This window comes from Streptomyces sp. NPDC002206 (assembly GCF_053593595.1).
On record NZ_JBSFCW010000022.1, the window covers coordinates 42,898 to 57,273 of the forward strand.

Here is a 14,376-nt window from a genome sequence, read left to right on the forward strand (position 1 = left end):
CGGATGACTTACGAGAGCGAAGGCCGGGGTGCGGCGGGCGGGCCCCCGAGCAGCAGACCCCGCAAGCTGCCGACACTCCTGGATGCGGTGCTCAGCGTCGGCACCGATCTCGAACTGCGGGCCACCCTCCAGCAGATCGTGGACACCGCCACCGTGCTCACCGAGGCCCGGTACGGCGCGCTCGGTGTCCTCGGCCCCCACCGCAACACCATCACCGAGCTGTTCACCTCCGGTCTGACCGATGCCGAACGGCGGCGCATCGGCCGCTTCCCGGACGGGCACTCGGGGCTGCTCGGCGTGCTCGTCGAGGAACCCGAACCGCTGCGCTCGGACGATCTGACCGCCGACCCGCGCTCCAGCGGCGTGCCGCCCGGCCATCCACGGATGCGTTCCTTCCTCGGGGCACCCATCCGGGTGCACAGCGAAGTGTTCGGCAATCTCTATCTCACCGAGAAGCGCACCGGGCACTTCACCGATACGGACATGGCGCTGCTGCAGGTCCTCGCCGCTCAGGCCGGGATCGCGATCGGCAACGCCCGGCTGTACGAGACGGTCTGCCAGCGGGAGCGCTGGATCGAGGGCGCGGCGGCCGTCACCACGGCCCTGCTGGGCGGCACGAACGCGACGGACGCGTTGATGACCGTTGCCGAGCGGGCCCGCATTCTCGCCGATGCCTCGGCCGGGGTGATCCTCCAGCCGACCGGGGACGGCGGGATGGAGATCGTCACCGCGTCCACGCTCGACGACCCGGCCGGACTCGTCGGCACCACCATCGAGCCGGGCTCCCCCGTGCTGGTGCAGCTGCTGGGCGGTGAGCCGGTCTTCATCGACGACTCGGCGACCGATCCGCGGATGACGACGCACGTGCGGACCCGGTTCGGTCCCAGCATGATGCTGCCGTTGCAGAGCGGCGGCAGGCTCATCGGGACCCTCGCACTGCCCCGGCGGCGCGGCGGCCGCCCGTACACGGCCGTGGACCGGCTGCTGGCCTCCCAGTTCGCCTCGCAGGCCGCGCTCGCCCTGGTACTGGCGGACGCCCAGCACAACAGGGAACAGCTCGCGGTGTACGAGGACCGCGACCGGATCGCCCGCGATCTGCACGATCTCGTCGTCCAAAGGCTCTTCGCGACCGAGATGATGCTGGAGTCGACCCGTCGCCGGGCGGCCGCCCCGGAGACGGACGAGCTGCTCACCCGGGCCGTCGACGAGCTGAACTCCACCATTCAGGACGTACGGACCGCGATCTTCGCCCTCCAGCAGCCGCCCACCGAGGCACCCAGCACCTTCCGCGGCCGGGTGCTCCGGGAGACCGGGGGCGCGGCCTCCGTTCTCGGCTTCCAGCCGTCGGTGCAGTTCACCGGGGCGGTGGACTCACTCGTGCGGCAGCCCGCGGACCGGCAGCTCCTCGCGGCACTGCGCGGCGCGCTCGCGGCGGCGCACCGGCGGACCGGGGTGTCGGCCATCGAGGTGGAGGTGGACGCCACGGCGCGGCTGCCCGACGGGCGGGCCGCAGTCCGGCTGGCGGTCGCCGACGACGGCCGGAGCGACGACGGATCGCGCTCCACGACGTTCACCTGGCAGGCGCCGCTCTGAGCGCGACCCGGGTGCTGGAGTGGGCGACGCCCGCTTCCCGCTTGAGCCGGCGCAGCAGTCCGTCCAGGGCGGCGGTGTCGGCGACCGTGGCCCGTACGAGATAGTCGTGCCCGCCCGTCACGTGCACCACTTCGGTGATGCCGGGCAGGGCGAGAACCGCCCGTTCGAACACTTCGTTGGTCGTATCGATACGCAGCGTCACATCGATGAAGACGACCAGGCCCGTTCGGGTGTCGGCGGCCGGGTCGATGATCACGGTGAAGCCGCGGATGACGCCGTCGCGGCGCAGCCGCCGCACACGGTCGGCCGCGGCGTTGGCACTGAGGCCGACCCGTACCCCCAGATCGCGGTACGAGATCCGCGCGTCCTCCTGGAGGACGCTGAGGATTTCCCTGTCCAGACGGTCCATACCGCGATTGTCGCAGCTTGTGCCGGATTATGACTGCGGAGACCGCGTCGGCCGGACCGGTGGCCCGGTGACCCGCCTGGCGTAGGCCGACGGGCCCACCGGCACCGCCCGGCCTTCACTTGCAGGGTGGAAGCCGTCAAGCAGTCTCCCACTCCGGCAGGCCGGCCGTCCGCGGCCGCATACCGCAACCTTGTGGTGGCCACGATCGGCTTCGGACTCACGTTCTGGGCCTGGAACCTGATCGCACCGCTCTCCGGGGACTACAAGGAGCGGCTCGGGCTGAGCTCGTTCGAGCAGTCACTGCTGGTCGCCGTGCCGGTGCTGGTCGGTTCGCTGGGCCGGATCGCGGCGGGGGCGCTCACCGACAAGTACGGCGCCCGGCTGATGTTCCCGCTGGTCTCGGCGCTGACCATCGTCCCCGTACTGCTGCTGATCCCGGCGAGGAACTCGTACGGGGCGATGCTCGCCGTGGGCTTTCTGCTGGGACTGGGCGGCACGACGTTCGCGATCGGCATCCCGCTGGTCAACTCGTGGTTCCCGCCCTCCGATCGAGGGCTGGCGCTGGGTGTGTTCGGCATGGGCATGGGTGGTGTCGCACTCTCCGGTTACTTCACCCCGCGGATCGCCGAGCACGGCGACAACCTTCCGTTCCTCGTCGTCGCCGGTGCGCTGGTGGTGTACGCGGCACTGGCCGCGGTGCTGATCAGCGACCACCCGGACCGGAAGGTACCGACCGACTCGCTCGGCCACCGGCTGGGCGACGCCGGGCGGCTGCGGGTCACCTGGGAACTCTCCGCGCTGTACGCGATCGGCTTCGGCGGCATCGTGGCGTTCGGCGTCTATCTGCCGACCTATCTGAAGACCTGGTACGACCTCTCACCGACCGACGCCGGCACGAAAGCCGCCGGGTTCGCCCTGGTCACGGTCGTCTTCCGGCCGATCGGCGGCTGGCTCTCGGACCACATCCACCCGGCGCTGGTCACCTCTGCGGCACTGGGACTTGCCGCACTGATGGCGATCGTTCAGGCCTTCGACCCGAAACTGGCGCCGGGCGGCACGATCGCACTGCTCTGCATGGCGGCCGGACTGGGCACGTCGAGCGGCAGCATCTTCGCCCTCGTCTCGCAGGTGACACCGCAGCCGAAGGTGGGCAGCGTCACCGGAATCGTCGGCGCGATGGGCGGACTCGGCGGCTTCGTCCCGCCGTTGGTGATGGGCGCGATCTACAGCGCGAAGGGCTCGTACTCGATCGGCTTCATGCTGCTGTCCGATCTGGCACTGGCCGGGTGCGTGTACGCGTACGGGCGGATGCGGAACATTCAGCGGGACCGGAGGATGCCCGAGCCGGCTGCCTGAGGGCTGTGCCGTAATCCCTGGTGGATCGGCGCGCGGCGTCAGGTGCGGGGCATCGCGAGGCGGATGGACATCCTCGTACGGGGCGCGTGTTCACGCGTTCCGACAACGCAGCGAGGTGCCGTCGCTGTCGTCGTGCGCCCGCCCGGGATCACGGGACAGCCCTTAGGGTCGGAGGGTGACTTCTCTTCTGCCTGCGCTGCATGACGGAACCGGCCCCGCGGCCGCCCGGGAAGCCGTCCGATTCGGTGAACACACCCTGACGTACGCACAGTTGGCCGCGGCCTCCGACGCACTCGCCGCGCGGCTCGCGGGCGCGGGAAGGGTCGCCGTCTGGGCCACGCCGACCGCCGAGACCGTCGTCGCGGTGGTGGCGGCACTGCGGGCCGGGGTGCCCGCCGTCCCCCTCAACCCGAAGACCGGCACACGCGAACTGGCGCACATCGTGGCCGACAGCGCCCCGTCGGTGGTGCTGGCCCGGGCGGGCGACGTGCTCCCGCCGATGCTCGCCGCGCTGGACCGTACGGATGTCGACACGGCAGCGGTGGCGGCCGACGGCGTCGTCTTTCCCGAACCCTCCCCCGAGTCCCCCGCCCTGATCGTCTACACCTCCGGCACCACGGGTCCGCCCAAGGGTGCGATCCTGCCCCGCCGCGCCATCGCCGCCTCCCTGGACGCGCTGGCGGACGCCTGGCAGTGGACCGGCGACGACGTCCTTGTGCACGCCCTGCCGCTGTTCCATGTGCACGGCCTGATCCTGGGCGTGCTCGGGCCGCTGCGCCGGGGCGGATCGGTGCGGCATCCGGGGCAGTTCTCCACCGAGGGTGTGGCCCGGGAGCTGTCGTCCGGCTCCACGATGCTGTTCGGCGTTCCGACGATGTACCACCGGCTCGCCGAGGCGCTCGGTACGGCGACACCGGAGGCAGCCCAACTGGCGAAGGCGCTCGCCGGGGCCCGGTTGCTGGTATCGGGGTCGGCCGCACTCCCGGTCCATGACCACGAACGCATCGCGGCGGCGACCGGCCGCCGGGTCATCGAGCGGTACGGCATGACGGAGACCCTGATGAACACAGGCGTCCGGGCGGACGGCGAGCCTCGCCCCGGGACGGTCGGCGCACCGCTGCGGGGCGTCGAACTCCGTCTCGTCGAGGAGGACGGCACGCCCCTCGACGATCCGACGTCCGAGGATGCGGTGGGCGAGATCCAGGTGCGCGGCCCGAACCTCTTCGCCGGCTATCTGAACCGCCCCGACGCGACGGCGGCCGCCTTCACCGAGGACGGCTGGTTCCGTACCGGCGACATGGCCGCCCTCGACGCCGACGGCTATGTACGGATCGTCGGCCGCAAGGCCACCGACCTGATCAAGAGCGGCGGCTACAAGATCGGCGCGGGCGAGATCGAGAACGCGCTGCTGGACCACCCGGGCGTCCGCGAGGCCGCCGTCACCGGGGAGCCGGACCCGGATCTGGGCGAGCGGATCGTCGCCTGGGTGGTGCCGGCAGACCCGGCCGCACCGCCCGCGGAGGCCGAGCTCGCGGACCATGTGGCGGCCCAGCTGACCCCCCACAAGCGCCCCCGTACGGTCCGTTATCTGGAGGCGCTGCCCCGCAACGACATGGGCAAGATCATGAAGCGGTCGCTCGGTGCGTAGGCGCCTGACGGCGCGGCAGGCGATCGCGGCGGTCACCGACGACTTCACCGAGTCCGCCACCCCGTCCGGCGCGGAGATACCGGCGGACGGTCCGCTCTCCTGGTCCGGTTACGCGGACTCCCGGGCCCGCGCCACGGCACGTACCGGCGAGGAGGAGTCCGTCGTCCACGGCCTTGCCGCGGTCGGCGGCCGACCGTGTGTGCTGGTCTCGTTCGAGTTCGGCTTCCTGGGCGGATCGCTGGGGCAGCGCACCGGGGACCTGCTGGAAGCCGCCTACGGGACCGCGCTCACCCGGCGGCTGCCGCTCGTCTCGATCGTCGCTACGGGCGGCAGCCGGATGCAGGAGGGCATGATCGCGCTCACCCAGCTCCAGCGGGTGGCACGCGCCTCGGCACGGCTGCGGGCGGCGGGTCTGCCGCAGCTCGCGATCCTGCGCGATCCGACGACGGGCGGCGGCTGGGCCACGCTGGGGGCGGGCGCCGATGTGATCCTGGCGCTGCCGGGGGCCCAGATCGGGTTCGCCGGATCGCGGGTGCGGCCGGCGGACGCGGATCCGTCGGCGTACGCGGCGGAGGGCCAGCTGGCGGCGGGCCAGATCGACGCGGTCGTCCACCCGGACGAGCTGCCACGGACGCTGGGGCGGTGGCTGGGCGCGCTGGGGGCGGCAGGCGCCGACGGGTCCCGCGTCCCCGCACCGGTCCCGGGCGCTCTCGCGGTCACCGGGCTGCCGGCGACCGGCTGGGACGCGGTGCAGCAGGCCCGTTCCTCGGCCCGGCCGCGTGCCGGGGCGTATCTCGACGCGTACTTCGACCACCTGCTGCCGCTCAGCGGTGACCGGTGCGGCGGTACGGATCCGGGGCTGCTCTGCGGGGTCGGGGTGCGCGGCGGCCGGCCGATCGCGTACGTCGCCCAGTGCGGCACCGCGACCCGCCCGGCCGGCTACCGCACCGCGGCCCGGGTGATCCGGCTCGCGGACCGGCTCGGCGTGCCCGTCCTGACTCTGATCGACACCCCGGGGGCGGCGAACGACGCCGAAGCGGAACGGGCGGGCGCCGGGGCCGCCATCGCCGATGCGTTCGCGGCGATCGCCGAGGCCCGGGTCCCGGTGACGGCCCTGGTGATCGGCGAGGGCGGCTCGGGCGGCGCACTCGCCCTGGCGGCGCCGGAGAACACATACGTCACCCAGGACAGCTACTTCTCCGTCATCGCCCCGGAGCTCGCGGCAGCCATCCTCAAGCGCTCTCCCGACGCCGTGCACGCCACGGCCGACCAGTTGCGCCTGCGCCCCCAGGACCTGGTGGAGCTGGGGGTCGCCCGCGGCATCGCGGGCCCGGAGGCCACGGCCGCCGACGGGTAGTTCGGCGTGCGGGACGGCTGGCTAAGAGGGCTGTCCCGTAATCCCTGGCGGGCGCACGACGACAGCTACGGCACCTCGCCGCGTTGCCGGAACGCCCGAATGCGCCCGGTATGAGGATGCCCCTCCGCCTTGCGATGCACCGCATCCGACGCCGCGCGCCGATCCACCAGGGACTACGGGACAGCCCTTAGCGTGAAAAACCGGACCGAATCACCGAGTCAGGAGCACTGAACCATGGCTGTGGAACCAGAGGGCACCCCGTGCTGGGCGGACGCGATGTTCACCGATGTCGAGGGGGCGAAGAGCTTCTACGGTGACGTGCTGGGGTGGACGTTCGGCGAGTCGTCGTCGGAGTTCGGCAACTACACGCAGGCGTACGCGAACGGCAAGGCGGTGGCCGCCGTCGTACCCCCGATGCCCGGTCAGGAAGGCCAGTCGGCATGGTGTCTGTACCTCGCGTCGCCGGACGCCGCCGCCACCGCCGCAAAGATCCGTGACAACGGTGGCGAGGTCCTGATGGAGCCGATGAAGGTCGGCGACTTCGGCTCGATGGCGCTGGCCCGCGACCCGGGCGGGGTGGTCTTCGGTGTGTGGCAGGCGGGGCAGCACGAAGGGTTCGAGGCCAGGGCCACACCGGGCGCGTACTGCTGGGCCGAGGTGTTCACCCGGGACCCGGCGAAGTCGGACGCATTCTTCCCCGGCGTCTTCCCGTACCGTGTGAAGCAGATGCAGGACGACGCGATCGACTTCGCGCTCTACGACCTGGGCGCCGACCCGGTCCTGGGGCGGATGAAGATGACGGACGACTTCCCGCCCGAGGTACCGCCGTACCTCAATGTGTACTTCACCGTCGAGGACTGCGACGCGGCGGTCGCAAAGGCGACGGAGCGCGGGGCGATTCTCCGGTTCGGCCCGATGACCAGCCCGTTCGGCCGGTTCGCGGCGCTGAGCGACCCGCAGGGCGCGGCGTTCTCCGTGATCGACGTCAAGACGACCGAGGGCGAGATGCCGAAGTTCTCCGACGCGACCGCCTGAGCGGAGGACCCGCGCCGCCGGGGGCCGCTCGGCCCGCGTGACCGGCCCCACGCGACCGGCCGGCCCGGGCCACGGACCCGCTCCGGCCTGTCAGGGCTGCGGATACCGGGCGTCGTACCGGGCGAATCCCCGCCACTTCAGCGCGAGCAGCGACACCGCGACCACGCATGCGATGCCGCCCCCGGTGGCCGCCACCGTCGGGGACGCCAGATCGGCGACCGAACCCGCGAGGAAGTCCCCGAGCCGCGGCCCACCGGCCACCACCACGATGAACACGCCCTGCAGCCGCCCCCGCATCTCGTCCGGCACCGCCGCCTGGAGCATGGTGTTCCGAAAGACCATCGAGACGGTGTCCGCGCAGCCGGCGAGCGCCAGCAGGACCAGCCCGAGCCAGAGCTGACGGGTCAGCCCGAAGACGGCGATGGCGCTGCCCCAGCAGGTCACGGCGGCGATCACCGCGAGCCCGTGCCGTCTGATCCGGCTCAGCCAGCCGGAGAACACCCCGCCCAGAAGTGCCCCCAGCGCCGGAGCCGCGACCAGCAGCCCGGTGGTCTTCGCGTCACCGCCGTACCAGACCACGGCGACGACCGGGAAGAGCGCCCGTGGGTGGGCGAGGACCATGGCGCACAGATCGGTGAAGAAGGTCATCCGCAGAATGGGCCGCGCCGCCAGGAACCGCAGCCCACCCACCACGGACGCCCGCTTCTCGCTCCCCGCGTCGTCCCCGCGCTCCGGAAGCATCGAGGGCAGCCGCCACATCGCGTACAGCGCGGCGGTGAAGGTCACGGCGTCGACGGTGTACGCGGCCCGGTACCCCCACCAGCCGACCATGAGTCCGCCCAGCATCGGCCCGACCAGCGCACCGGTGGTGCTGGTGATGGAGCTGAGCGCGTTTGCGGCGGGCAGCTGCTCGGCCGGCAGGAGGCGCGCCACCATCGAGCTGCGGGCCGGTGAGTTGAGCGCGAAGCAGACCGCCTGCAGGGCGACGACCGCGTACAGCAGCCCCAACTGCTCGACCCCGGCGACGCTCGCGGCGACCAGTGCTACGGCGAGCACGAACGAACCGGAGGAGCTGGCCAGCCCCAGTTTGCGCCGGTCGACGGTGTCCGCGATGGCTCCGCCGTACAGCCCGAAGACGACCAGCGGCAGAAACGAACAGAACCCGATGAGCCCGACCGAGAAGGCGGACCCGGTGATGTCGTACACCTGGAGCGACACGGCGAGCGCCGTCATCCCCTGACCGATCCAGGAAACCGTGTTCCCGAACCAGAGCCGCCGGTAGTCGGGCGAGGTCCGCAGCGGAGTCAGGTCGGCGAGTATGCGTGTGCGATGTACAGGTTCTTCGGTCGTTTCGGTCACAGCGGATGGTAACGACCGGTCCGGAGGGCTCCCCCCAGGGCCCTACCGCCAATGGATTCCCGATGGGCGCGCATGCTTGGCGTGTGCGTTCACAGTGCCGTTGCGACGCGAGGGCTTGGCGTCGAACAGCGTGGCGTACAGGCCGCTCCGGTCGAGCAGTTGGGCGTGCGTGCCCGACTCCACCAGACGCCCCTCGTCCAGCACCAGGATGCGGTCGGCGTCGGCGGCAAGAGCCAGGTCGTGCGTGATGACGATGGTGGTGCGTCCCTCGGCGAGGCGCCGCAGCGGGCCGAGGATGCGCTGTGCGGCCAGTGCGTCCAGGCCGGTGGTGGGCTCGTCGAGAAGGAGAACGGGCGCGTCGCGGACCATGGCACGGGCGATCGCGATGCGCTGCAACTGACCTCCGGAGAGCCGGGACGTGCCGGGTGAGACAACGGTGTTGTAGCCGTCGGGAAGCGCACAGATGAAATCGTGCGCGTCGGCTGCCCGCGCGGCCTCCTCGATGTCACGGAGGGTCGTATCGGTGCGCCCGCACGCGATGTTCCGCTCGATGGTGTCGTGCAGGACGAGGGTGTCCTGCGGCAGCAGCGTGATGTTCCGGCGGAGGTAGGTCAGCGGCAGCCGGTCCACGGATGTGCCGTCCAGCCGGATGATGCCGGAGTCCGGGTCGTAGAACCTCAGCAGCAGAGCGGCCAGGGTCGACTTGCCGGCTCCGCTGGGGCCGGTGACGACCAGCAGTTCGCCGGGGACCGCGGTGAACGAGAGACCGCGGAGAACCGGCTCCGGGTTGCCGGGGTAGTGGAAGTCGACCTCCCGCGCCTCCACCTCGCCGACAGCGCGCCGCCGGGCCGGGGGCGCGACGGATGCGCCCGGGTCGGTGACGGTGGGCTCGGTGTCGAGGATCTCCAGAAGCCGCTCGGCTCCGGCGGTCGCGGCGGTGGCCGTCAGACCGAGCTGGCCCAGGGAGCGGATCGGCGGGTAGAGGGAACCGATGAAGGCGGCGAAGGCGAGGAGCTGCCCGAGTGTGATCCCGCCCGTGGAGATCTGCCACACCCCCAGACCGATGATCACCAGGACGCACACCGTTTCCAGGACCTCAACGAGTTGCTCGTAGAGCTCTGCGAGCCGGGTGCCTCTCACCGCCGCCTTGAACCGGGCACGCGCCTTGCCGAGGAGCCGTTCCTCCTCGTCGTGCTGCCTGTTGTACGCCTGGGTCATGACGACGTTGACCAGCGTCTCCTCGACCACGGCAGTGATGGCACCGTCCGCCGCACGTCCGCGCCGGGACACCGCGCGCAGAGGGCCCGTGAACACGCGGGTGACGAGGTAGAAGAGCGGGATCATGGTAAAGGTGGCGAGGGCCAGTTTCCAGCTCAGCCACACAGCGGCGGCAGCGTAGAAGAAGGTGTTGAAGAGAGCGGTCGCAGCCCCGACGATGCCGGAGACCACGAGGGCTTCGATGGCTTCCACATCGCCGGTGAGCCGCTCGACCAGGTCACCGCGACGATTGCGCTGGTAGAAGTGGGGCGGCAGCGTCTGCAGATGACTGAAGACGCGGGCCCGCAGCCGCATCACGAAGCGTTCGGCGGTCCAGACCGCGAGCGAGCTGCACAGATACCCCACGATCGCACCGATGATGGCCACGGTGAGCCACTGACCAGCAGGTTTCCAGAAGGCACTGACGGATCCCTGTTGCAGAGCGTTGTCGGTCAGTTCCGCGAAGAGAAGGATGGTGATGGTCTCCGCGACCGCGGTCACGCTGGCGAGGGCGCAGATGAGCAGGAGCCAGCGCCGGTCGCCGTAGGTAAGCGGCCAAAACCGTCGGAACGACCGCACCACGCTGATGGGGTCGGTACGGATCGGAACGTCCGTCACCGATTCCGGGAGCGGCTCGTCGGGGCGCGCGAGGGGGCCGAGAAGGCGCATGGGCCTCACATCACTGAGGAGTGCGGAATGCGGACCGCCGCCGGAGCCTGTTCCCGGATCGGGGCCGAATCACGGCGCGATCTGCGATGCCGTCGTGATTCAAGCCTTGAAGTGCGCCTGCGGAACGCCTGCCAGGGGGCCGCAGGTCGACATGATCCGAACGGGAGGCCCCTGGGGCGCGGGCCCCAAAACCACGAGGCGTGACCCGCGCGGTTGCGCGGGCCAGCCTCGTGTAAGGGGTTTGGGGATTCTGGGTGGTCGGGTCAGTAGCGGAAGCCGCCGTAGCCGCCGTAGCCGCCGTAGCCGCCGTAGCCGCCGTATCCACGCCGGCCGTAGCCGTAGCCGCCGCGTCCACGCCGGCCGTAGCCGCCGTAGCCGCCGTAGCCGCCGTAGCCGCCCCAGCCGCCCCAACGACCCCTGCCACCCCCATGGCGGAAGATGTCACGAACGTTCATCTTCGCCTCCTTTGGGAAGTAGTTCGGTATGCCGCTCCCTGTTTCTGCCGCGGCACTACCGACACTACGACGCCTCAATGGGACCAACAAGTCGTACGCGTACGAATTCGGGCAAAAGTCGCATTTCCTGGCAAATATTCGAGGCACCGCCCTGTACGACACGCAGGCACAAAGGGGTCTGCAGGGCGCCTCATCGGCACAACGGGGCCCACCCGCAGCACCCCTGGCGAAATCCGGCCGCAGCAGCCCCGCGCCCCCGCAGATCCAGGTCTACCAGTCGGCAGATGCCCACAGGCGCGGGCGGGGCGCGACGGAGCGGCCCCGGAGCGTGACGGCGGGCCACTGCCGTTCGAGGGCTCGCCGCGGAGTCGCGATGAGCCAGATGCGTTGCTAACGCAAAGAAAATTGCCCGTACTGGACGCCGCGGCTTCCGCACGCCCTCTCAACGCCGGTGACAGTCGGCCCACTTGACGTATGCCCGGACGAAACCGGTCGGTGCGTGCGGAATTCGGGCTCCGCGGGAGGCCTCGCACGGAGCCCCGGCCGCATGTGCGGCCGGGGCTCCGTCCTGCTCCGATCCGTCGGCCTCTGAGCCGACAGGGGGCCCTCGAAGGGCCTTCAGCGTGTCTTGCACGTTCGACGCTGCCGCGTGTGCATCCTTGTTTCCAGGAGGCTGGAACGTTCCTGCGCTGCGGCCGTCGTGGTGGGGCGGGTGGGACTCGAACCCACGGCCGACGGATTATGAGTCCGCTGCTCTAACCGGCTGAGCTACCGCCCCTTTTCGGCGTGGCGCGCACACGTGTGCGCGCCGTCTGCCGCAGCATAGCCGGTCATACGATCTCTCGCTCCGGATGGTCGGCTTCGCCTGACCTTGAGGACTGCGCTACCGGCTGCCCGGTTCCGGACAGTGCGCCGTAGACACGAAAGAGTCCGGCACCGGCCGTCGAATCAGCCTCCGGCCCGGCATGCGAAAAAGGACCCCGAAGGGTCCTCTTCCGTTCCGCTCCCCCGACTGGACTCGAACCAGTAACCCTCCGGTTAACAGCCGAATGCTCTGCCAATTGAGCTACAGGGGATCGCGCTCCCCCGACTGGACTCGAACCAGTAACCTGCCGGTTAACAGCCGGCTGCTCTGCCAATTGAGCTACAGGGGATTGCTGCGTTTGCACCGAACCCTACCTGCCTGGCTGCTGCCGGGCGGCGCGCGTTCGCTGCGACACATACATTAGCGCAAGCAGGGGGGTGCTCCGCCAATCGGTATCGCCCCGGGTGATCTCGGGCCCCGGCGGGTAGGCGGGCAGCACACGTCGCACCGACCACATACGCAGCAAGCACGGAGCAGGAGAAGGGTGGCAGCCATGCGGTACCGGCTCACGTTCATCGCCGGCCTGGCCCTCGGTTACGTCATCGGCACTCGGGCCGGACGCGAGCGCTACGAGCAGCTGAAGAAGTCCGCACGCCAGATCGCCGAGAACCCGGCCGTGCGCAATACCGCCGAGTCCGCGGCACAGAGCAGCCGCGAGTTCGCCGGCAAGGCGTACCACGCGGTGAGCGTCAAGGTCGGTGACAAGGTGCCCGCCTCGGTGGTCGAGCGGGTGCGGTCGGTGCGGGAGCGGAGCCAGGGCCAGGGTGTCGAGGACGACTGGGGCACCAGCAATACGTAACAGGGGTGGCCACCCGCCTTCCGTACGGGAAAGCTCCGGCGGTGCGGCAGAATCCTCATCATGGGCATAGTCGCCGGCTTGGACAGTTCTTCGGCCTTCACACACATCGTCGTCTGCGATGCGGACACGGGTGCCGTGCTCCGGCAGGGGTACGCCGCGCATCCCGTCGAGGCGAAGGCCACCGAGGTCGATCCGCAGGTATGGCTGCTCTCACTCGGTGAGGCAGCCACCGGCGGGTTGCTCGAAGGCGTCCAGGCCATCGGCGTGTCCGCGCAACAGCACGGTCTGGTGCCGCTGGACCGGCAGGGCAACCTCGTACGCCCGGCGCTGCTCGGCAACGACAAGCGGGCGCAGGTCGCCGCGGCCGATCTGATCGACGGGCTCGGCGGACGGCAGGCCTGGGCCCAAGCGGTCGGGGCCGTGCCGCAGGCCGCGCAACCGGTGTCGAAGCTGCGTTGGCTGGCGCGGACCGAGCCGGAGGCGGCGCAGCGGGTCGCTTCGGTGCTGCAGCCGCACGACTGGCTGGTCTGGCAGCTGCTGGGCCGGCCGAACCGGCGGACCACCGACCGGGGTGCCGCATCGGGGACCGGGTACTGGTCGGCGGGGAGCGGTGCGTACCGGCCCGATCTGGTGGAGCTCGCGCTCGGACACCAGGCCACGCTGCCGGAGGTGCTCGGCCCCGCCGATGCGGCTGGGACGACGCCGGAGGGACTGCTGATCTCGGCCGGGACCGGCGAAACGATGGCGGCGGCGTTCGGGCTCGGGGTCGGGCCCGGCGACGCGGTGGTGTCGCTGGGGGCCTCGGGTTCGGTGATGGCGGTGCATCACGAGGCGCTGGCCGATCCGTCCGGGATGATCACCTCGTTCGCGGATGCCACCGGGATGCATCTGCCGGTCGTGTACACGCTCAATGCGGTGCGTGCGCTGCGCGGCACCGCCGAGATGCTGGGTCTGGAGAGTCTGGAGGAGCTGTCCGCGCTGGCGCTGAAGTCGACGCCGGGCGCCTCCGGGCTCGTACTGCTGCCGTATCTGGAGGGCGAGCGCACCCCGCATCTGCCGCACACCGCGGGCACGCTGAGCGGGCTGCGGCGCGAGTCGATGAAGCCGGAGCATCTGGCGCGGGCCGCGTTCGAGGGGATGCTGTGCTCGCTGGCCGACGCGCTCGATGTGCTGCGTGACCGCGGGGTCGAGGTGCGGCGGGTGTTCCTGCTGGGTGCGGCGGCCGAGCTGCCTGCCGTGCAGGGACTTGCGCCTGCGCTGTTCGGTACGCAGGTCGTCGTACCGCAGCCGGCCGAGTACGCGGCGCTGGGTGCGGCCCGGCAGGCGGCCTGGGCACTGGGGGTCTCGCAGGGGACGCTCGATCCGCGCACCCCCCCGGCCTGGCAGGGCGCGGCGGCGCAGGTGCTGGAGCCGGGCGAGGAGCTGCCGGTCGGTCAGGCGGTGCGGCAGCAGTACAGGGCGACGAGGGACCAGATCCATCCCGGGGCGTTCGACTCCGCGCTCTGATCCGACGCTCCGGGTGACACAGGGCTGTCCCCCGGCCGGAGGTTCGGTCTCCGGTAGGTGGACCGGGT

11 protein-coding genes and 3 tRNA genes are annotated in these 14,376 nt (G+C 71.0%); 7 read left to right on the forward strand and 7 right to left on the reverse strand.

What is annotated here, in order from left to right:
* The first annotated feature begins 3 nt into the window (after positions 1-3).
* Complete coding sequence (locus ACWCP8_RS29530) at positions 4-1,593, forward strand: GAF domain-containing protein (protein WP_356001069.1); 1,590 nt, start codon at positions 4-6, stop codon at positions 1,591-1,593.
* On the opposite strand, the gene ACWCP8_RS29535 is transcribed toward ACWCP8_RS29530, so the two are convergent.
* Entirely contained in the window at positions 1,571-2,002 is a 432-nt protein-coding gene (locus ACWCP8_RS29535) for an Lrp/AsnC family transcriptional regulator (RefSeq protein ID WP_030925866.1), read from the reverse strand. The two genes, ACWCP8_RS29530 and ACWCP8_RS29535, sit on opposite strands and share 23 nt — an antisense overlap.
* A gap of 126 nt (positions 2,003-2,128) precedes the next feature.
* Here ACWCP8_RS29535 and ACWCP8_RS29540 point away from each other — a divergent pair, with 126 nt between their 5' ends.
* The 4 genes from ACWCP8_RS29540 to ACWCP8_RS29555 all read left to right on the forward strand — a co-directional run bounded on the left by ACWCP8_RS29540 (position 2,129) and on the right by ACWCP8_RS29555 (position 7,398).
* Positions 2,129-3,358, forward strand: a complete 1,230-nt coding sequence (locus tag ACWCP8_RS29540) for a nitrate/nitrite transporter (RefSeq protein ID WP_352261948.1) — start codon at positions 2,129-2,131, stop codon at positions 3,356-3,358.
* A 175-nt stretch (positions 3,359-3,533) separates the two neighbouring features.
* Complete coding sequence (locus ACWCP8_RS29545) at positions 3,534-5,006, forward strand: acyl-CoA synthetase (RefSeq protein ID WP_352261950.1); 1,473 nt, start codon at positions 3,534-3,536, stop codon at positions 5,004-5,006.
* Positions 4,999-6,363 (forward strand): carboxyl transferase domain-containing protein, encoded by a 1,365-nt coding sequence (locus tag ACWCP8_RS29550; RefSeq protein ID WP_451119124.1) that lies wholly within the window; start codon positions 4,999-5,001, stop codon positions 6,361-6,363. Before ACWCP8_RS29545 ends, ACWCP8_RS29550 begins: the two co-directional genes overlap by 8 nt.
* Positions 6,364-6,597: 234 nt before the next feature.
* On the forward strand, positions 6,598-7,398 hold the full coding sequence (locus ACWCP8_RS29555) for a VOC family protein (protein ID WP_451119126.1): 801 nt from the start codon (positions 6,598-6,600) through the stop codon (positions 7,396-7,398).
* Between the two features lie 90 nt (positions 7,399-7,488).
* Here the strand turns inward: ACWCP8_RS29555 and ACWCP8_RS29560 are convergent, their stop codons facing one another.
* The 6 genes from ACWCP8_RS29560 to ACWCP8_RS29585 form a co-directional block, all read right to left on the reverse strand.
* A complete protein-coding gene (locus tag ACWCP8_RS29560) occupies positions 7,489-8,757 on the reverse strand; it encodes an MFS transporter (protein WP_451119128.1) in 1,269 nt (422 codons plus the stop codon).
* A 42-nt stretch (positions 8,758-8,799) separates the two neighbouring features.
* Positions 8,800-10,683, reverse strand: a complete 1,884-nt coding sequence (locus ACWCP8_RS29565) for an ABC transporter ATP-binding protein (protein ID WP_451119130.1) — start codon at positions 10,681-10,683, stop codon at positions 8,800-8,802.
* 263 nt (positions 10,684-10,946) lie between these two features.
* Positions 10,947-11,138: a hypothetical protein gene (locus ACWCP8_RS29570; RefSeq protein ID WP_451119132.1), complete on the reverse strand. Its 192-nt coding sequence runs from the start codon at positions 11,136-11,138 to the stop codon at positions 10,947-10,949.
* Positions 11,139-11,839: 701 nt separating this feature from the next.
* Positions 11,840-11,916, reverse strand: a tRNA-Ile gene (locus ACWCP8_RS29575).
* A 225-nt stretch (positions 11,917-12,141) separates the two neighbouring features.
* A tRNA-Asn gene (locus tag ACWCP8_RS29580) sits at positions 12,142-12,214 on the reverse strand.
* Between the two features lie 5 nt (positions 12,215-12,219).
* A tRNA-Asn gene (locus tag ACWCP8_RS29585) sits at positions 12,220-12,292 on the reverse strand.
* A gap of 204 nt (positions 12,293-12,496) precedes the next feature.
* On the opposite strand from ACWCP8_RS29585, the gene ACWCP8_RS29590 reads away from it, so the two are divergent.
* On the forward strand, positions 12,497-12,802 hold the full coding sequence (locus tag ACWCP8_RS29590; protein WP_352262756.1) for a YtxH domain-containing protein: 306 nt from the start codon (positions 12,497-12,499) through the stop codon (positions 12,800-12,802).
* Between the two features lie 60 nt (positions 12,803-12,862).
* Positions 12,863-14,308 carry an FGGY family carbohydrate kinase gene (locus ACWCP8_RS29595; RefSeq protein WP_352261961.1) on the forward strand — a complete coding sequence of 482 codons (1,446 nt, stop codon included), beginning with the start codon at positions 12,863-12,865 and terminating at the stop codon, positions 14,306-14,308.
* The last annotated feature ends 68 nt before the right edge of the window (positions 14,309-14,376 follow it).